This is a genomic window from Pantoea sp. MT58 (assembly GCF_014495885.1).
GTDB classification, from domain to species: domain Bacteria; phylum Pseudomonadota; class Gammaproteobacteria; order Enterobacterales; family Enterobacteriaceae; genus Pantoea; species Pantoea eucalypti.
In genome coordinates this window covers 476,264-495,884 of sequence record NZ_CP061084.1, presented here as the reverse complement: position 1 = coordinate 495,884, position 19,621 = coordinate 476,264, and the positions used below count along the sequence as shown (strand labels likewise).

Here is a 19,621-nt window from a genome sequence, read left to right as displayed (position 1 = left end):
GAACTCTGCGCGATCCGCCGCATGCTTATGATCATGAGTATCGCAGACCAGAAACATCTACATTTACTGATGTAAAAATCCGGACCATTGTGTCTGAACAGACTGTTTTACCCTGCTTCAGTCATGGCGAATTAATCCATCTGATAGCAGCCCATGTTTCCCAAAGATTTCATTTTTCTGTCATTTTTATTCTTTACGATCGTAGCTTCTCTTCATGAATATAAAAATATGAAAATAAAAGCTATTTCTCTGGTTATCGGTTGTGCGATCTCTTTATCAACATTCGCGGCACAGCCAAAGGTCGAACACTATATCGTCAGTTTTCCCGAAGGGACGCGTGTGAGCTACTACGGTGCCTTCGCCAGCGCGTTTCCCCAGGGTTTGCCGGTGGGTATCGGCTCGGGTTTGCTTTTTACAGGCAGGCAGGGGATGCGCTGACCTTTGCGACCATCACCGATCGCGGACCGAATGCCGACTCGCCTGATAGGGGTAAGAAAGAGTCAAAAATTTTTGTCACGCCAGATTTCGCCCCATTGCTGATGAATATTCGTGTACAGAACGGCAAAGCCGAAGCCACGGATGCCCGACCGTTGCATGACGATAAGGGCAACGTAAACGGATTGCCGTTGCAGGATGGCGTCATCGGAGCAACCAATGAAATCGCATTAAGCGATACGCTGAAAGTGCTGCAGGGAGATAACCGCGGTCTGGATACAGAAGGCATTGCGCCGGATGGGAAGGGCGGATACTGGCTGTGCGATGAGTATGGCCCGTTCCTGATTAACGTTGATGAGCACGGTAAAATTCTGGCGATGCATGGCCCTCAGGCAGCAGACGGTGAAAAATCCATCACGGGCGGACTGCCGAACATACTCAAATGGCGTCAGCCTAATCGTGGTTTTGAGGGAATCACCCGCATGCCAGATGGGCGAATCATCGCTGCGGTGCAGTGCAGAGCACGCTGGATATCGACGGTAAAAGTAAAAAGCAGGCGCGCTTTACACGGCTGGTTAGCTTCGATCCGGCGACCGGAAAAACCGCGATGTATGGTTACCCTATCGACGGCGAGGCTTACAGTAAAAACAGTGATGCAAAAATTGGCGATATCGTGGCAATCGACAATCAGCATCTTCTGCTGATAGAGCAAGGCACCAACAAAAATGACGCGATGCGTAACCTTGTCTACAAGGTAGATTTGCGTCCGGCTACCGAGCTTTCAGCATTTGATAAGCCTGGCGACTATCCGGAGTTCGACGACAAGAAAACGCTGGCGCAGCGCGGTATTAAGCTCGCAGCGAAATCGCTGGTGGTCGATTTACGTCAACTCGGCTGGCAGCAGGAAAAGGCCGAAGGACTGGCATTGATCGATAATAGAATGCTGGCGGTCACGAATGATAACGACTTCGGTGTGAAAGCAGTCATGCAAAATCCGGTTGAAGGCAAGAAGCGCAAAGATTATCGGGTGACGGATCAGGGGACACTGACGGTAGATGATAAGCCGGTGGCCACGACAATCGGCCTGAAGCCGCTGAAGAAACCTGAGGTGGATAGCGAGTTGTGGATCGTAACACTAGCGGAACCGCTTAAATAAACGATATCCCTAACCCGGGCTGTGTTCCTTAATTGCATCACCTGCTGTAAAAGAGCCGGATGTAACAGCCCGATTTTAACACCGACAGATATTTCCCGGCCGTTTTGTCACAAGGTGTGGCAGTCCGCTAGTCATTTCTTACCATTCAAATGTTTCTCTGATGCTTTGTGGCGTTAATCTTCATGGGTGAGTTCTGTGCGCCTGCCCGAAACAGAGTAACTTGCAATTGCGAGCGCACTACGGCCATCTGTGAACCTGATGGCATCAGAAAAGTGGTCGTCTGCTGATAGTGCATTTAGTCATCTCAATTTCTCCTGTTAATGATGCTTCCTTCGTTATGTATCCCCCGCTTATCAGCGTATGAAGATGAAAAATTTTGAAAACGACATTCGTTCAGAAGTTTTCAAAAGGGTAATGCCTGCAATTGCCTTTCGGGAAATAACGTTGTTTTTCATTGAGTTGAACAGTAATCTCGATGGTTATTATTTATTGTTACATTATAACGTAACTAAAAATGTCGCATATTTGAACCCTTTCTTTAATCTGTCGTCTCAGGACCAGTGGGTAACTGACTGATTTTTAGAATTTAAGGACGAGGTGCATCATAATGTTTCAAAGGCAGTGGCTAAAGCAATTTTACATGCCAGCATTCATTTCATTTTATATTGGTGTTTTATTAAACACGCCTGTTTTTATCCGCCGTTATAATCAACTGCATTTTGATAATAAACTTGCGTTAACTTTCGAAGTTATAGCCGCCTTCTTTTTTGTCATGTCATTAACGCTGCTGATTTCCCTGACAGGAAAAATTCTGACACGCGTACTCCTGACGTTACTTGTTATTTTTTCTAGTGCTGCCAGTTACTACATGATATTTTATAACGTTGATATTGGTTATGGCATTATTGCTGCCGTTTTAGCAACTGACTCCTTAGATCTTTCAAAAGAGTCTGTTGGATGGCATTTTATTATCTGGTTAGTCTTTGTTAGCATCCTGCCCCTTTGGGCACTCTGGCGCGGATCGCGTACGCTTCCTGCTTCAAAAAATACAAAAAAGCGCGACTGGTATTGCAGAAGTGCAGTATTTTTCATCGCCGCTTTATGTTGCTGGCTGCCCTTAAATGTCATGGGGAAACTTCAGAACGAACAGGATAAAAAAACCAATCGAATGATGGCGAGTTATGGCGGCATTGTTGCAGGTACTTATTCTCCCTCTAACTGGTTGTCAGGCATCGGATTGCTGGCATACAGTTCGCTCAGTCAGGCTGAAGATAATCATAATCTTTTCGATCCTTCCGAACATTTCCGATATGTTGCACCCAAAAAATCAGATGATTTATATATTGTGTTCATTATTGGTGAGAGCGCACGGCGTGACCATATGGGGTTATACGGTTATGCCCGCGATAATACGCCTTATCTCGATCGTGAAAAAAATCTGGTTCACCTGCAGGGTTACTCATGCGATACCTCGACCAAGCTCTCGCTCCGCTGCATGTTTGTCAGAATGGGAGGCGCATCCGAAGCACCACAGCGCACCTTAAAAGAGATGAACGTATTTACGGTAATGAAAAAGCAAGGTTTTACTGAAGACCTATACTCCATGCAAAGTGAGGCATGGTTTTATAACAAGGTCATGGCGGACAGTTACTCGCTCAGGGAATCTATTCAGGCCGAGAAACGTCACACCGGTCAGCCGGTGGATGATATGGCTCTGGTGAGTGAATTAAAGGATTCAATACAACAGCATCCCAAAGGAAAACATATCGTCATTCTGCATACGAAAGGCTCACACTACATGTATACAGAGCGTTATCCGCGTGAATTTGCACGTTTTAAACCTGAATGTCAGGGGATCGATGATGCCTGCAGTACACAGGAGATGGTGAATTCCTATGATAATAGTCTGCTATATATGGACTACTTTATTAAACAGACACTGGACACCCTGAGGGATAAAAATGCCATCGTTTTTTACGCATCAGACCACGGCGAGTCGATTTCTGAGAATATGCATTTCCATGGTACACCGCGCGATCATGCACCCTTAGCTCAGCGCACTATTCCTGTGATGGTCTGGGCCTCTGACAAATTCCTTGAGGATAAAGATAACAACGCCTCTTTTGAAAAATTAAGACAACTGCAGGACAAAAAAACACCGGTATTTCATGAAAAGCTATTTGACAGCATTTTAGGTTGCTCTGGATTTACATCACCTGATGGCGGTATTAATCCCTTAAGAAACTGGTGTTCCCATTCGCAGTAAAAGGGTGGTCAGCGCTTATAAGATCTGACTAAAAATGAAATCATTACGAAAAGGTGAACTGAATACTTTCATTTCACCTTTTTTTACCTGCACTCACACTGTTCTTGCTCCCGGTGATCACCGACTCCACCAGGATTCAGAAGCGTCATCTTTCTCAGACTGCCTTTGTCCGTCATCCCTGCATCAGCATGCTTCAACACAGCCAGCCAGGAAATATCCCGATTACTGTGCTGCCGATCGCGTTATCAGCCATGGCAGCTAAGCTTAGTTGACAATCACCCGGCCGGAAGAGAGTCCACATCCGGACGCAAGCAGGAGAAGATCATGAAAGCAGTAATTTACAACGGTCCCTATGATGTAAAAGTTAAAGACGTACCTGATGCGAAAATTGTTCGTCCTACAGATGTCCTTGTCCGCATTACCACCACTAACATCTGTGGGTCTGACCTGCACATGTATGAGGGCCGGACCAGCTTTGAGCAGGGACGTATTCTGGGGCACGAAAACATGGGTGAGGTGGTTGAAATTGGCTCGGGCGTTGAGCGTATCAAGGTCGGTGACTATGTCTGTCTGCCATTCAATATCGGATGCGGTTTTTGCGAGAATTGTGAAAAAGGTCTGACGGGATATTGCCTTACCGCCAATCCAGGTACAGCGGGAGCGGCCTATGGGTTTGCTGAAATGGGCTCCTGGGAAGGCGGTCAGGCGGAACTGCTTCGGGTTCCTTTTGCAGATTTTAACTGCCTCGTGCTTCCGCCTGACGCAGCAGAGAAAGAAGATGACTATGTGATGCTCTCGGACATTTTCCCTACCGGCTGGCATGCAACAGAACTTGCCGGATTAAAGCCCGGCGAAAGCGTTGCCATTTATGGCGCGGGGCCGGTGGGTTTGATGGCTGCACACTCAGCCATCATAAAAGGTGCTTCACAGGTATTCGTTGTGGATACACATAAAGACCGTTTAGCGCTGGCAGAAAAACTGGGGGCAACGGCCATCAATGCTGTTGGTGATGAGGCCGTGCAGAAAATTCTCGACCTGACGGACGGGCGTGGCACCGACTGTGGCTGTGAATGTGTGGGTTATCAGTGCTGTAACAAACATGGCCATGAAGACAATTCAGTCACCATGAACAGTCTCGTTGCGTCAACGAAAGCAACCGGGGGAATCGGTGTCGTTGGCGTATTTGTCCCTCAGGATCCGGGAGCTTCTTCGGACCTTGCCAAAGAAGGTAAGATGCCCTTTGATTTCGGGAGTTTCTGGTTTAAAGGACAGGCAATCCGCACCGGTCAGGCTAATGTCAAAGCCTATAATCGTCAGTTGTCACGCCTGATTCATCAAGGTAAAGCCAGCCCGGGAGACATAATCTCACACCGTCTTTCGCTTGCAGAAGCGCCTGCGGGATATAAGCATTTTGACGACCGCGATGAAGGATGGACGAAGGTTATACTGAAGCCATAACATAAGTTGGCCGGTAAGCAAAAATCGTAGAAATGCTGAAGTGCCGACGGGATACCATTGCGTATCCCGTCATCATATTTTTCTGCAGCAACCAGCCGCTCTGACTCTCGTCAGCCACTTATTAAACAGGCATTCCGTTCTGTTTTTTTATCATCACATCACATCATGTCGTGTAGCCCTGGAATGCTTCTGTTCTCTGTTTTGAAAGAGACCGGCGCCCTATAACCGGGAGCAGCGTCGGGCCTTGCATTAAATCACCTGCAGCCCATGCCGCTAAAACAAACAATAGAAAATTTAACGATTTATCTCGCTTATATAAGCTGTGATATGGCCGATAACATGACTGTTATTTATTTTTTCTCACCGGGAGCCGTCATGTTAGGTAAATTATTCAAAAAATCACCCTCCGCCGCAGAGGTCATTTCATCCACAGTGCCTGAAGTGTTAATTGAAGAGTTCCAGCCACGTAGTCAGCTACCCGAACGTCTGGACAGCTTTTTGGCCCTGCTGCCAGAAGTGTTATGGATATGTGAGGGTAAAGACATCAACGAGAGCACGCCGCTATGGATTTCATCGGCAGCGTCGTTAGGTTTGTCACGCGGAAGCAGTAATACCACGACGCTCTCAGCGCTCTGTTCCCTTGTTCATGAAGAAGATAAAAGCCATTTCAGGCATCTTTTACGAAACCCGCAGGCCCCTGTTTCTCCCGACGTAAAGCAAAGATGCCGTTTCAAGACAGCGGGCGGAAGTTATGAGTGGTTTCAGGTGGCTATAAAACGTGAGCGCAGTCCGGACAGCCAGAGTCAAAGACTGACTGGAATGTTGCTGAACATTAACGATGATGTTGCGCACGAAAGTGAATACGACATTGCCATGACCCGTTTCAACCTGTCACGTGAAATGCTGAATGACGGCCTCTGGGATCTTCAGATTATTAATGATGACCCTTTACATCCGAAAAATGTGTTCTGGTGGTCTCCACAGTTCAGGAAACTGCTCGGATTCGAAACTGTTGAAGAGTTTCCTGACGTGATAGACAGCTGGGCTTCGCGTCTACACCCGGACGACAGCCATCACACGCTGGATGCCTTTATAAAACACCTTAACGATCATTCAGGCGCAACAGGTTATGACGTTGACTACCGCGTCAAACTCAAAAACGGCAATTACCGATGGTTCCGGGCCCGCGGTCAGACCCGACGCGACAAAGACGGCGTACCTTTGCGGGCGGTCGGGGCCCTGATTGATATCCAGACACTAAAAGACCGGGAAGCCCAGGCTGAGCATGAACGTCAGCGAAGACATGAGGCTGCAGCGTCTGTCAGTGAAATTGCTGATTTGGTCTCCGAAAATGCAAATATCGCTGCTCAGATCAAACTCATCTCATTGAACGCCAGCATTGAGGCCGCAAGAGCAGGGGTACAGGGGCGGGGCTTTTCCGTTATTGCCAGTGAAATTCGCGAACTGGCGGACAGAACCGCTGAGATAACCGAAAACATTAGCCGCCTGCAGGTCCGGCTGGAGGCTCTGTCGCATTAAGGAGCCGTCAGGTAACATGCTGTTTTTTTGTAATGTTGCCGAATATGTCCTTGATCCAAAAATGTTTCCGACGCCTCCATTATCCCGTTGATATTATCGCGCAGTGTGTCCGCTGGTATCTGGCGTACTCACTCAGCCTGCGCAACCTCGAAGAGATGATGGCTGAGCGGGGTATTATTGTTGATCACTCCACACTTCACCGCTGGGTCATCCGCATGGTACCCCGGCTGGACAGGGCGTTTCGCAGATGTAAACGCACAGTGGGTCGTCGATGGCGGATGGATGAAACCTCCATAAAAGTTAAAGGTGAGTGGAAATACCTGTACCGGGCAGTTGACACTGATGGTCAGACCATCGACTTTCTGCTGACGGCTAAACGGGATGCAGCGGCAGCACTACGTTTTTTCCGCAAGGCCATGCGCCACCACGGTGAACCGGAGGTTGTGACCATTGATAAAAGTGGCGCCAATACGGCAGCGTTGACCATACTCAACGCCGGTAAATCAGCAGATGGAAGCAGCAGGGTCAGACAGAGTAAGCACCTGAACAACTGGTGGAACAGGATCACCGAAATATCAAGCGCCGGATACGGCCCATGCTGGGATTCAAATCATTTCGGCGAACGCAGACGATATCGGCTGGCATTGAGTTAATGCACATGATACGCAAGGGGCAATTTCATCATTCAGCCAACAGTGAATTGTCACCGGCAGAGCAATTTTATCTGTTGGCTGTTTAATAAATCGGCAATGCCACTTTTGCTGACTTGTCTACGCTAATGCGACAGAGCCGTTAATACGGTAGAAAGATCAAAACAGATTAATGATCCTCTCTGTACTTTTGTGATGGACTTCATAAGACTCACTGGGCAGCGAGTTTTTCTATGTTGCCAGCGACATGCTTTATCTATCTCTGACCGCCTTGCTCTAATTTATCCGCTAAGCATTTACAATAAAAGGCGGTTCAAGTGGAGAAGTTACTATACGGTGTTGCTTACTATCGTGAATATATGCCCGAAGAAAGGCTGGATGATGACATACGCCTGATGAAGGCGGCAGGCATTAATGTGGTTCGTATTGCTGAAAGCACATGGAGTAGTTATGAACGACAGGATGGGGAATTTAACTTTTCCAGCGTACTGACCGTTCTGAACCGCATGCATGCTAACCATATCGCCGTCATCATCGGCACGCCAACCTATGCCATCCCTGCATGGCTTGCGAAAAAACATCCTTCGGTTATGGCCACCACCCCACAGGGAGTGAACAAGTATGGTCACCGTCAGAAGATGGATATCACCAGCCCGATTTACCTACGATACGCCGAGCGGGTTATTCGCAAATTGTTAGACGCCACTGCCAGCCATCCAGCCGTGATTGGTTATCAAATCGATAATGAGACTAAATATTATGATACCTGCGGAGAACCCGTTCAGCTTGGCTTTGTGGAGCATCTGAAAAAACTGTTTGATAACAATGTTGAAAAAATGAATGCCGAGTATGGACTTGATTACTGGAGTAACAGGGTCGACGCCTGGGAAGATTTCCCACCGCTTGAAAGTACTATTAACGCAAGCCTGGGTGCCGCTTTTCAGCGCTATCAGCGCGGATTGGTCACGGACTTCCTGGCCTGGCAGGCAAAACTTATCAATGAGTATCGTCTCCCTGGTCAGTTTATTACGCATAACTTTGATTTTGAGTGGCGGACCTGGTCCTTTGGCGTTCGTGGTGAAGTTGACCATTTTACGGCCTCTTCAGTGCTGGATATTACAGGGGTAGATATTTATCACCCAGGCCAGCATCAGCTTACCGGTGTGGAAATAGCCTTCTGCGGTGACATTGCGCGTACGACAAAAGACTCGAACTATTTTGTTCTGGAAACGCAGGCGCAAGCGTTTAAGAACTGGACCCCTTACCCCGGCCAGCTCTTTCTCCAGGCTTTCAGCCATATTGCATCTGGTGCCGCGATGATAAGCTACTGGCACTGGCACTCTCTGCACAACTCATATGAAACGTACTGGAAAGGACTGCTCAGCCACGATCTCGAGCCAAACCCTGTCTATAACGAGGCTAAAAACATCGGTCAAACCCTGGCTCGTCTTTCTCCGCAGCTCACGGGCCTGAAAAAACATAATCGTGTCGCACTGCTCGTCAGTCAAGACTCATTGACGGCTATTGACTGGCATCCTCACAAGGGGCACCAGTTTGGCCGTCATAAGGAGCATCAGTATAACGACACAGTACGCGCTTATTATGATGCCCTTTACCGCCTCAACATTGAGGTGGATATTCTTGCGGTTGACGATCCCCGGCTGTCCCGTTATCAATTGCTGATTGCCCCCCTGCTTTACGCCGTTTCTGAATCATCTCTGCAACGTCTGAATCAGTTTACCCAAGAGGGCGGACACATCCTGTACGCCTTCAGATCTGGCTTTGCCAATGAACACCTCAAAGTCAGACATGTCAGACAGCCAGCCGTCATCAGGGAAGCTGTTGGCGCAAATTATCAGCTATTTGTTGAGCCGCACGAAGTGACGCTTCAGTCCGATCAGCTAAACATCCCTTCCGGACAAGCCATTGTGTCTGACTGGATGGAGCTGCTGGAAGCCGATGCCAGCGCTGAAGTCTGGGCCAGTTATAGGCACCCCTACTGGAATAAATATGCGGCTATCGTTCACAACCAGTATGGTGCCGGAACGACAACCTACGTTGGCTGCAGCATCAGTTCTGAAGCCGTGGAAGCGGTGCTTCTCCGACTGATTGAAAAAACAACTCTGGATGTCGCCACTATATCGCTGGACTATCCGGTAACGGTGAGACATACGGTTAACCGTTCAGGCAATACCGTTCTTTTCTTCCTTAACTACTCCAGCCAGCCTCAGACCATGACCCTCACGTTTAATGCTGACGAGTTATTGAGCGGACAGCATTACTTGCAGGGGCAGTCGCTCAACCTGGCGGATTGGGGCGTGGCGATTTTTGAAGTGGAGAAACAATGATGACCTCTAACTCATCAAGTCATGATCTGCAGCGTATTAGCATACGGGAACGTCTGGCCTTTGGCGTGGGTGATTACGGCACCAATTTAACGTATACATTAATGGTGACCTTTCTGGCGTTTTATTACACCGATGTTGTAGGCATTTCTGCTCTGCTGGTTGGATCACTGATGTTCTTTGCCCGTGTTCTGGATGCCATTATCTGTATTTATGTAGGTATACGCATTGATAAAACGCGCTCCAGCCTAGGCAAAGCCCGGCCCTGGGTGCTGTGGACCGCCGTTCCGTTTGGTCTGTCAGCCATTTTAATGTCGACCGTCCCGAACGCCAGTTACACACTGAAAGTGATATACGTCTGCATTACCTATCTGCTAACCAATATTATGTTTACCGCGAATAACATTGCCTACGGTTCGCTCCTCGCTTTAATCACGCGTGATAATTATCAGCGTGGCATGCTGAGCGTCTTTCGGAAGGGATTTTCAACCTGTGGTTCACTTACTGTAGGGGTATTAACATTGCCGCTGGTAGCATTTTTTGGGAACAGCAGCACGTCTTGGATGATCGTATTCGCTATTTTTGGCATATTTACCTCCGTATTTTTGCTTCTAACCGCGCTGGGTACCCGGGAGCGCGTAGAGCCGGTGAACAGCAATAACAGCCAAAGAATTAATGCCAGGCAGGTCACGCGTTCAGTAATGGCAAATCGCTACTGGCTCATCATTTTTTTCTATCTGATGATCACGTTCACCAGCCTTACGGCATTGTCAGCAGTGGGGGTGTATTATTCAAAATATGTTCTTGCCGATATATCACTGATTGCATACATCAGTATGGCCCAGTATATACCAGGGTTGCTTACGCTGATGATCATCCCCGCGCTGCTTAAAAAACTGGGGAAACGGCGCCTTGCCATGCTCGGATTAACCATTTGCTGTGTTGCTTACCTGCTCCCATTGTTCGACAAGCAAAATGCGTTGTTTGTGATAGTGGCAACGGCGGTACGTAGCGTGGGATTTTGCGGCATTGGTGCCACTATGTTCGCCCTTCTGGCAGACACTATCGACTACGGTGAATGGCGAACCGGGTTACGTATTGAAGGCATTCTCTTCAGTGCAGGTACGCTGGGTCAGACACTTGGTATGGGGCTGGGTACGGCAAGTGTAGGCTGGATACTGGGTGCGGCCGGGTTTGTTAGTGGTGGTGGAGCCCATCAGTCTGAAACCGTCATCAACACTATCGAATTTTTGTTTATCTTTTTCCCGCTAATCCTTGCGGCGCTAAACCTGGTACTACTCTGGTTCTACAAGCTCGATGATTTCTATCCCCAGGTAGCACAGGATTTATCTGCCGGCCGTTATCAGCAATCTGAGGGAGCGAACCCTGCGGCCATGAGTGACGGTTTGCTAAATCCGAAGTGATTTCTGCTGCATAAGATTACATCTCCCCTTCAGCAAGGGGGACAATATAGTATCTAAAATTTTGAAACAGGAACGGGTGAAAATGGAAGAAATGAATGAAGCAGATTTGTTAAGCTTTTCGCCGCTAATGAAAAGATTCTCTTTTAATGCATTCATGGTTTCCGGATTCACCCCTATAAACCCTGGCAGTAAACTCGATTTTTTTATCCATCGCCCTAACGGAATGAAAGGTTACATGATTAATCTGACGTTGAAAGGCGAAGGGATTATTTATCATGCAGATGGAGAATTTTATTGTCAGCAAGATGAGATGCTGCTATTTCCTCCTGGTGTTATTCATCACTACGGCCGGGCAAAAGAGAGTATTGCCTGGGATCATCTTTGGATCTATTTTATCCCCCGCCCTTACTGGACTGACTGGCTGCGCTGGGACAATAAACAGGGAGACATCGGCCGCATGAAGCTTCCTGATAATTTGCACAGCAAGGAAATGGTTCAGCTCTTTAAGGAGGTTATATCGGGTAATGCAGTAGGAGCATCCCTGCCGGAAGCACTGGCCATGAATGCGCTTGAGCGTATCATCTTAAAGGCTTTCCAGCTTCAGCCGGCCAGCAACCAGCATAATCGGGATCCGCGTGTTCTGATTGTCTGTGATTACATCAATAAGCACCTGTCCGAAGATACCCGTATCGAAGCGCTTGCGCGCCTGACCTTCCTCTCAGCTTCACGGCTCACTCATATATTCAGAAAAGAGATGGGCAATACCATTTACGGCTGGCGTGAACAACAGCGTATTTCTCGCAGCTGTGATCTCCTTCGATATACCCAGCTGAATATCACTCAGATTGCTCGCGCGGTAGGCTATGAAGACCCACTTTATTTTTCACGCGTGTTCAGTCAGCATAATCAGCTGAGTCCACGCGATTACCGAAAAAATTTTGAAAGAGCTTCCCTATTTTAGCAATGCAGAGCCTTTATGCTCTTCAAGCGTGGCCACAATTTTGCCCTGTTTTAATTAAGGGGTGCCAGTAAGTATTGGAAGCAATAACGAACTCCTGCTTCTCGCTTCTGGAAGACATCAGCTTAGTGCCAAAAGCGGACCTTCATCCGATAAAAACACATCACAGCCGCAAAAGAGCAGGAATGTCATAACAAGCAGACGGTCTGAACAATGATTAATATCCCAGCGTCCGGTCCACTTCATTGACAAGAGGAGTGCCGTTCCTCATCCATTGCAAGTTATCAATGAACTGGTCCACAACCGGCTCTGTTGATGGTTGCGCGGCAATATGAGGTGTCACCAGAATTTTCATGTGGCCCCAGAATGGAATATCGGGGCCTAACGGTTCCGCGGCGAAAACATCCAGTGCAGCGCCGCTGATGTGTCCGTTCTCAACGAGCTCAAGCAGATCCTGCTCTACCAGAATTCCCCCGCGGGCCACGTTGATGACATAACAACCCTTATGCAGCCTGGAAAGCATATGTCTGTTCAAAAGATGACGCGTCTCGTCAGTCAGCGGAAGCAGACATACCAGAAAGTCACACTCTTCCAGAAAGGCGACCAGGTTCTGCTGTCCGACAAACCGCTCAACACTGACATTACGTGATGCAGTGCGGGTCCAGCCGATTACCCGGAATCCGAGCGCAGCGACGGCTTGAGCGACCACCACGCCTGTCTGACCAAGCCCCATGATCCCCACGGTTGACTGACTGGCGCTGGCAACAGGTAAGCGCGACCACTTCGCAGAAGCGTGCTGCCGCTCAAGCGTTCGCAGATCGCGAAAGTGACGCAAAATCTGCATTACGACATACTGAGACATACTGTATCCCAGCCCGATGTCACAGGCGCGGGTCACTTTTACCTCCGGAGGGAGATCGCGTGCCTGAAGTATTCCGTCAGCCCCGGCCCCCACCGACGCCACCAGTCTGAGCTGCGGCAACCGCGGTGCTGTTCCTTCAGGCAGGGAAAAGGTAAAGATGGGGCTCTGTCGCATTAAGGAGCCGTCAGGTAACATGCTGTTTTTTTTGTGATGTTGCCGAATATGTCCTTGATCCAAAAATCTTTCCGACGCCTCCATTATCCCGTTGATATTATCGCGCAGTGTGTCAGCTGGTATCTGGCGTACTCACTCAGCCTGCGCAACCTCGAAGAGATGATGGCTGAGCGGGGTATTATTGTTGATCACTCCACACTTCACCGCTGGGTCATCCGCATGGTACCCCGGCTGGACAGGGCGTTTCGCAGATGTAAACGCACAGTGGGTTGTCGATGGTGGATGGATGAAACCTCCATAAAAGTTAAAGGTGAGTGGAAATACCTGTACCGGGCAGTTGACACTGATGGTCAGACCATCGACTTTCTGCTGACGGCTAAACGGGATGCAGCGGCAGCACTACGTTTTTTCCGCAAGGCCATGCGCCACCACGGTGAACCGGAGGTTGTGACCATTGATAAAAGTGGCGCCAATACGGCAGCGTTGACCATACTCAACGCCGGTAAATCAGCAGATGGAAGCATCAGGGTCAGACAGAGTAAGCACCTGAACAACCTGGTGGAACAGGATCACCGAAATATCAAGCGCCGGATACGGCCCATGCTGGGATTCAAATCATTTGGCGAGCGCAGACGATACTGGCTGGCATTGAGTTAATGCACATGATACGCAAGGGTCAATTTCATCATTCAGCCAACAGTGAATTGTCACCGGCAGAGCAATTTTATCTGTTGGCTGTTTAATAAATCGGCAATGCCACTTTTGCTGACTTGTCTACGCTAATGCGACAGAGCCGTCACAGCGGCGCAGCCATTACCCATGCCTTTCTCATTTCGCTTCTCATAATGGTCGCCTGCCTGACTATCGGGGCAGCACTGTGTACCCGGCTTATCCGGCTCGGATCGCTCCGCGAGCCCGGCCCGCGTATCCCAACGGTAACTAGCAGGCTCAGCTGGCTGCGTTGCAGCGGCCAGCAGATAGACTCTCTGTTTTCACTTAAGTGGTGCACAGCCTATGCATGGGAATCTGATCGCTTCTTCAGTCCGGAACGACAGAAGAGTGGCCACTATTTCAGCAGTCATCGATCAAGCAGACAGGGCAACAGACGCAGTTCGCATTAAGTGAGCAGCAGATGCGCCATCACTGATATCAACCTTACTGACAGGCATCACACACTTATGGAAGGAATTGCGCCGCGAGGCCCGGAGTAATGGTGCATTTCAGAGCCCTGATCGACAACATTGCGTCATCGTCCATTACAGAGCTGGTTAAAAAGCATGCTAAAGCGGGGTTGGTTAAGCTGGCGCAGTAACAAAGCTAACGGGGTGCTTTAATCGGTCAAATGAACTGCACCTCATCAGTCAACAAGGCTTGTAAAAATTTCACAGGATTACGGCCAAAACGCAGTTAAATGGTCTGGTTTTAACAGGCACGTGATGCCTGGACGAAAAAAAATGGGGCCCTGAGGCCCCATGCTACTTAGCGTTTCTTCGGCGTCTGTTATTCAGGCAGGGCGTAAACCACCACCTGATCACCCACCTGATCTTTCAGGATGGTATTACCACCCGCGACAAACGCCACATACTGACGGCCTTTGTACTCGTAGACCGATGGGTTAGCTACCGCAGGGGCTTCTGCCTGATCGGACCATAATTCTTCGCCGCTCTCAACAGAGTAGGCGCGAACTTTTGCATCCATTGAAGCACCGATGAAAATGACGCCACCTGCCGTTACAGCCGGGCCGCCAATCGTCGGGGAGCCCCAGCTTTCTGGCATAAAGAAGCCATACTGCTGTGATGCGCCAACAGGACGACGCCATTTCACGTCACCGGTGTGCATATCAATTGCGACGATTTCACCAAATGGCGGCTGCCAGCACGGCATACCCAGCCAGTTGTTTGCAACCATCAGGCGCAGGCCGTAGGGCGCGCCTTCCTGAGGGGCAAAACCGCTTTCATTGCCGGAACCGTTATCCGCTTTTTCATAATCTTTGCGGCTGTAAAGTTTCACATACTGCACAATGTGAGAGGTGTTAACGATAGCAATCTGTTTTTGTGGATCGAACGCCACGCCGCCCCACTGTACGCCACCGGCACTGTCCGGGTAGGTCAGTGCACCTTCGCCTTTGGTCGTTGGCGGCGTATACATACCCTCATAGGTCAGCTTATCCCACAGTCGTGAACACTGACCGGCACCCACCACATCCGCCAGTTTCCAGATCGCTGGTTTTTTCGACTGATCGAGCAGCGGCGCAGGTTTGGTTGGGAATGGCTGGGTTGGCGAGAGCACTTCACCCTCTACGGATCCATCACCCTGAGGCACCGGTCGCTCTTCAATCGGCCAGACATCCTCGCCGGTCAGACGGTTAACCACAAACAAAAAGCCCTGCTTGGTGGCCTGAATCAGTGCCGGGATCTGTTTACCGTTGACGGTGATATCCATCAGCGTTGGCGCAGAGTTGATGTCGTAATCCCACACATCGTGATGTACCCACTGGCGGGACCAGACAACTTTACCGGTATTAATATCCAGTGCCGTGGTCGAAGTACCTAGTGGAATAGGCGCGGTGCGGTTACCGCCCCAGTAGTTAGGAGACGGCGACGAGACAGGCAGATAGACCAGACCGTGCGCTTCATCGGCAGACATATGGGTCCAGACGTTAGCCGTACCGGTGCGTTTGCGAACCTCCGCCGGAATGGCTTCAAATGTCCATTCACGTTTGCCGGTCTGCGCGTTGACGGCAAAAACGGTGCCTGGAGGGGCTTCAGCATAGGCCCAGTCTTTACCTGCCCAGCCAATCAGAAGATGGTTACCGACAACCGTGGGTGGCTGTAGCACCGACAGCGGGTATTTGGCATTCACAGTGTTCCACTGATTAAGATCTAATATGCCATTTTCCGCAAAATCGCTGCACGGCTTACCGGAATCCGCATCCAGCGCAAAAAGTTTGCCATCCACGGTTCCCATGTAGACGATCTTCTGACAGGCCTGGCCGGCAACCGGATTTTTAGCCTGCCAGTAGGAGACGCCACGGTTTTTCAGAACCGGCTGAGTCAGCGCTTTACGGGATGATTTAGTGTCATAGTGCCACTTCTCTTTACCTGTGCCTGGGTCAAGCGCGATCAGGCGATCAAACGGTGTACCGATATAGAGTGTCTGATTGGCAAAAATGGGTGTTGCTGACCAGACGGTAGCGGGTGTATCGCCTTTACCATCGGAGACATCGCCGGTATGAAACTCCCAGACTTTCTTCAGTTTGCTGACGTTGTCAGCGGTAATCTGTTTAAGAGGACTGTATTTCTGCGCATTCAGCTGACCATGAAAGCTATCCCAGGTGGCAGAGGCGGGAACCAATGGGGTGGCGGGATTATCCGCAGAGACGACATTTTCTGCACTATGCGTACCGCTTGATGCTTCATCAGTCGTTTTTGTCGTGCCTGGCGACTGTTGATTGGCCGCCTCAGCATCGACTTTTTCGCGCGCGCCCATTGAGGCTTCTGCGGCTTTATCCTGCGCATGGAGAGTGAGCGGCGCAAGCAGCAGCGCCAGTGCCGTCATACTGACTTTCATGAGTGGAGAATAGTGATTGTTTTGCACAGGGGGTTCCTCAGGCGTTGACGCGATGGCGGGCGGAGTGATTGTTAAGTGTAATCAGGCCAATCAGGCCGATCACCATCGCTGCGGTAATGATGTACTGATGCAGCAGCGCAGCAGCAAAACCGATACCGATCAACAGGAGTAAAGTCAGCACCATTAACGTAATGCGCGCACCACGCCTGGATGCGCCACGCAAAAGAAACGTCAGCAACGCCAGTACTACGCTGGCAATAGCCACACCCAGCGCTCCGATGGTGCCAGTCACGCCGGTCAGTGGTGTGAGCCACGCATACAAAGCGACCGCGAAGCCAATCACGGCGGCGAGTAGCATGAGTAAGCCGCCCAGGCGGGAAGGTTGAGAGTGCATCATACCGGTAAATCCTTTTTGAATTCGATCAGTCATTAAATATGGCGCACTGACGTAATTTTGCGGATTATTTTTCCTGAACCCGGTAAAGGGAACTATTCACGCAATCCACACAACGATTATTGGTCACTAAACCTCCTGTCGGAAGGTGAGCGCCCAACTGTTTTCCCCGTTCTTCTGTCTTTCAGCCCAAAGCGGTCAGAGAGTACGGGTATCGACGCGGAATTGCGCGTCTTGAGAAGGCGTATATGAAAACTATGCTCATCACCACAGTCGTAATCAGTTAATGCAGCCAGCAGTGTTTTATTTCGACAGGAGAAATGATGTTATGCAACGGATAATTAAGACATCGCTGTGCCCAAATACAGGACGTGCAGGCGCATGACATCTTAAATAAAGGGCAGCATAAAGATCAGTAAAGCGCCGCAGTGAAATGGCCGCTGGTGCGAGCGGCCATCATTATTCAGGGAACGCTTTGTATCAGTAACGGTTTACCCATCCGTTGAGCGGGTGAGGTTTTCCCATTGATCTATTTCCCGACCTAATGCAGCGAGATCCTGCCGTACTAACGTTAATGCATCACTGCCTAATAACAAATGCCTGGGTGGATTCTGACTGTTAATCAATGTCAGGATGGCGTGAGCAGCCTTGACGGGATCACCGGGTTGCTTACCACTTTTTTCCTGACGTGCCTGACGAATGGGGTCGAATAAAGCGTCATAGTCCGGGATACTGCGGTCGCTGCGCACCATTGAACGCCCGGCCCAATCCGTGCGAAACGAGCCGGGCGCCACGGCAGTCACATGTATATTAAAGGGTGCCAGCTCTTTGCTTAATGTCTCCGATATTCCTGCCAGTGCAAATTTGCTGCCACAGTAATAGCTTATGCCGGGCAGGGTAATGAAACTGCCCATTGAGGTGATATTAATGATGTGTCCACGGCGCCGATGGCGCATTCCCGGCAGGACAGCTTTGATCATCGCGACTGCGCCAAACACATTCACGTCAAACTGCCGTCGCATCTCAGCGAGCGGTGATTCTTCCAGAATGCCCTCATGGCCATAACCGGCATTATTTACCAGGACCTCAATGGGCCCGACGTCGGACTCAATCTCATTGACTACTTTATCAATACGCTCAACGTCCGTGACATCAAGCAGTCGTCCAAAGGCGCGCTGTGCATCGAGCGCCTCAAAAGCCTGTCGGGCTTCGCGGTTGCGCACAGTACCGATGACGCGATGGCCTGCGGCAAGTGCTTCCCGTGCCAGCGCGAGACCAAAGCCACTGCTGACGCCGGTGATTAAAATGGTTTTTGCAGATGTCATAAAAAGAACTCCCATACAGTGTGAAGGTTGCATGGTATTCTCAGTATCGCCGCATTCTTAGGCCGTATCTTCTCTTTTTCTTGCCTGATTTTATGAGGTGGCGGGATGTCAGGAATCATTTCTCTGGTGAAAACACTTGCGGTGCAGGAGGGATACAACCTCACTGCCTTACCCGATGTGCGCATTTTGCGCTCCGACCGACCGCTTAGGAGAACGCCTGTCCTTTACGATCCGGGCATTGTGATCGTCTGCCAGGGCAGTAAATGCGGTTATTTCGGTCAGCAGACTTATCTATATGATGAGCAGCACTATCTGGCGGTTTCAGTGCCCGTACCCTTTGTGATGGAAACCGACGCGTCGGCAGAACATCCGTTACTGGCGATGTATCTGCATCTGGACTTTCAGCTTGCCGCTGAACTGATGCTGCAGATTGAGAAGCATGGCACCCCGCATCCCTCGGCAGTGCCGCAAAGCATGATGTCGAGCATGATGGATGACAGGGTAAAAACGGCTGTGCTGCGCTTGCTCGAAGTCCTGAATGATCAGCTTGAGGCGGAGATCCTGGGTCCTGCACGCCTTCGTGAACTCTATTTTCGCGTGCTGACAGGCGCACAGGGCAATGCAATGCGTGCCGCGCTGGCCTTACAGGGCCAGTTTGGCAAAATCGGCAAAGCGTTACAGCGCATCCATGCCACTTACGCTGAGCCGTTAACGCTGACACAACTGGCGATGGAGACGGGAATGAGCGTACCGACGTTCCATCATCATTTTAAAGCGATAACCCGGATGCCGCCGATGCAGTATGTGAAATCGATACGCCTGCATCAGGCGCGCATGCTGATGGTACGCCAGCAGATCACCGCGGCCGCCGCGAGTTATGCCGTTGGTTATGAAAGCCCGTCGCAATTTAATCGCGAGTTCAAACGCCTGTTTGGCTTGCCGCCAGCAGAGGAGATAAAACGTATGCAGCGTCATTTTGTTGTCCCGCCTCCGCAGCCAGCGTCGGTATTCATTTCATCGCATTAAGCTTTCTCAGTTTCGCGGAATAGGGCGTGCGGATTGGCA

The 19,621-nt window shown here is 49.9% G+C and carries 13 protein-coding genes and 1 pseudogene; 10 read left to right on the top strand and 4 right to left on the bottom strand.

Going from position 1 to position 19,621, the window contains the following annotated elements; translation table 11 throughout:
• Window positions 1–228: 228 nt before the first annotated feature.
• The 8 genes and pseudogenes from IAI47_RS21200 to araC all read left to right on the top strand — a co-directional run bounded on the left by IAI47_RS21200 (window position 229) and on the right by araC (window position 12,234).
• Window positions 229–1,591: pseudogene (locus tag IAI47_RS21200) on the top strand (esterase-like activity of phytase family protein).
• Window positions 1,592–2,198: 607 nt separating this feature from the next.
• Window positions 2,199–3,857: a kdo(2)-lipid A phosphoethanolamine 7''-transferase gene (gene eptB / locus IAI47_RS21195; protein WP_008924433.1), complete on the top strand. Its 1,659-nt coding sequence runs from the start codon at window positions 2,199–2,201 to the stop codon at window positions 3,855–3,857.
• 324 nt (window positions 3,858–4,181) lie between these two features.
• The gene (locus IAI47_RS21190) at window positions 4,182–5,315 is read left to right on the top strand and encodes a glutathione-independent formaldehyde dehydrogenase (RefSeq protein ID WP_008924432.1); all 1,134 of its coding nucleotides are present in this window, start codon (window positions 4,182–4,184) and stop codon (window positions 5,313–5,315) included.
• Between the two features lie 327 nt (window positions 5,316–5,642).
• On the top strand, window positions 5,643–6,854 hold the full coding sequence (locus IAI47_RS21185) for a PAS domain-containing protein (RefSeq protein ID WP_304622252.1): 1,212 nt from the start codon (window positions 5,643–5,645) through the stop codon (window positions 6,852–6,854).
• Window positions 6,855–6,898: 44 nt separating this feature from the next.
• A protein-coding gene (locus IAI47_RS21180; RefSeq protein ID WP_187961292.1) for an IS6 family transposase occupies window positions 6,899–7,593 on the top strand; the annotation gives its coding sequence in 2 pieces (ribosomal slippage) (window positions 6,899–7,406 and window positions 7,406–7,593; 696 coding nt in all).
• A 228-nt stretch (window positions 7,594–7,821) separates the two neighbouring features.
• Window positions 7,822–9,852 carry a beta-galactosidase gene (locus IAI47_RS21175; protein WP_008927170.1) on the top strand — a complete coding sequence of 677 codons (2,031 nt, stop codon included), beginning with the start codon at window positions 7,822–7,824 and terminating at the stop codon, window positions 9,850–9,852.
• Window positions 9,849–11,273 carry an MFS transporter gene (locus tag IAI47_RS21170; protein ID WP_003848210.1) on the top strand — a complete coding sequence of 475 codons (1,425 nt, stop codon included), beginning with the start codon at window positions 9,849–9,851 and terminating at the stop codon, window positions 11,271–11,273. The genes IAI47_RS21175 and IAI47_RS21170 overlap by 4 nt, the downstream gene beginning before the upstream one ends.
• An 82-nt stretch (window positions 11,274–11,355) precedes the next feature.
• The gene (gene araC / locus IAI47_RS21165) at window positions 11,356–12,234 is read left to right on the top strand and encodes an arabinose operon transcriptional regulator AraC (RefSeq protein ID WP_008927169.1); all 879 of its coding nucleotides are present in this window, start codon (window positions 11,356–11,358) and stop codon (window positions 12,232–12,234) included.
• Between the two features lie 214 nt (window positions 12,235–12,448).
• Here araC and IAI47_RS21160 read toward each other — a convergent pair whose 3' ends face one another.
• Entirely contained in the window at window positions 12,449–13,330 is an 882-nt protein-coding gene (locus tag IAI47_RS21160) for an NAD(P)-dependent oxidoreductase (protein ID WP_255527176.1), read from the bottom strand.
• On the opposite strand from IAI47_RS21160, the gene IAI47_RS21155 reads away from it, so the two are divergent.
• Window positions 13,316–14,010 (top strand): IS6 family transposase gene (locus IAI47_RS21155; protein WP_143756088.1). Its coding sequence is split into 2 segments (ribosomal slippage): window positions 13,316–13,889 and window positions 13,889–14,010, totalling 696 coding nucleotides; the frame shifts between segments, so codons are not numbered across the junction. The genes IAI47_RS21160 and IAI47_RS21155 overlap by 15 nt on opposite strands.
• A gap of 757 nt (window positions 14,011–14,767) precedes the next feature.
• Here IAI47_RS21155 and IAI47_RS21150 read toward each other — a convergent pair.
• The 3 genes from IAI47_RS21150 to IAI47_RS21140 form a co-directional block, all read right to left on the bottom strand.
• Window positions 14,768–16,825 carry a pyrroloquinoline quinone-dependent dehydrogenase gene (locus tag IAI47_RS21150; RefSeq protein ID WP_255694450.1) on the bottom strand — a complete coding sequence of 686 codons (2,058 nt, stop codon included), beginning with the start codon at window positions 16,823–16,825 and terminating at the stop codon, window positions 14,768–14,770.
• A gap of 49 nt (window positions 16,826–16,874) precedes the next feature.
• Complete coding sequence (locus IAI47_RS21145) at window positions 16,875–17,234, bottom strand: hypothetical protein (RefSeq protein WP_008924819.1); 360 nt, start codon at window positions 17,232–17,234, stop codon at window positions 16,875–16,877.
• Window positions 17,235–17,722: 488 nt separating this feature from the next.
• Complete coding sequence (locus IAI47_RS21140; protein ID WP_008924818.1) at window positions 17,723–18,556, bottom strand: oxidoreductase; 834 nt, start codon at window positions 18,554–18,556, stop codon at window positions 17,723–17,725.
• A 105-nt stretch (window positions 18,557–18,661) separates the two neighbouring features.
• Between IAI47_RS21140 and IAI47_RS21135 the strand changes: the two genes are divergently transcribed.
• On the top strand, window positions 18,662–19,582 hold the full coding sequence (locus tag IAI47_RS21135) for an AraC family transcriptional regulator (RefSeq protein WP_008924817.1): 921 nt from the start codon (window positions 18,662–18,664) through the stop codon (window positions 19,580–19,582).
• The last annotated feature ends 39 nt before the right edge of the window (window positions 19,583–19,621 follow it).

Bases quoted from the DNA above. Each gene is read 5' to 3' on its own strand.
- eptB (WP_008924433.1), top strand. From the start codon at position 2,199: ATGTTTCAAAGGCAGTGGCTAAAGCAATTTTACATGCCAGCATTCATT.
- IAI47_RS21190 (WP_008924432.1), top strand. From the start codon at position 4,182: ATGAAAGCAGTAATTTACAACGGTCCCTATGATGTAAAAGTTAAAGAC.
- IAI47_RS21185 (WP_304622252.1), top strand. From the start codon at position 5,643: ATGGCCGATAACATGACTGTTATTTATTTTTTCTCACCGGGAGCCGTC.
- IAI47_RS21170 (WP_003848210.1), top strand. From the start codon at position 9,849: ATGATGACCTCTAACTCATCAAGTCATGATCTGCAGCGTATTAGCATA.
- araC (WP_008927169.1), top strand. From the start codon at position 11,356: ATGGAAGAAATGAATGAAGCAGATTTGTTAAGCTTTTCGCCGCTAATG.
- IAI47_RS21150 (WP_255694450.1), bottom strand. From the start codon at position 16,825: ATGACGGCACTGGCGCTGCTGCTTGCGCCGCTCACTCTCCATGCGCAG.
- IAI47_RS21145 (WP_008924819.1), bottom strand. From the start codon at position 17,234: ATGATGCACTCTCAACCTTCCCGCCTGGGCGGCTTACTCATGCTACTC.
- IAI47_RS21140 (WP_008924818.1), bottom strand. From the start codon at position 18,556: ATGACATCTGCAAAAACCATTTTAATCACCGGCGTCAGCAGTGGCTTT.
- IAI47_RS21135 (WP_008924817.1), top strand. From the start codon at position 18,662: ATGTCAGGAATCATTTCTCTGGTGAAAACACTTGCGGTGCAGGAGGGA.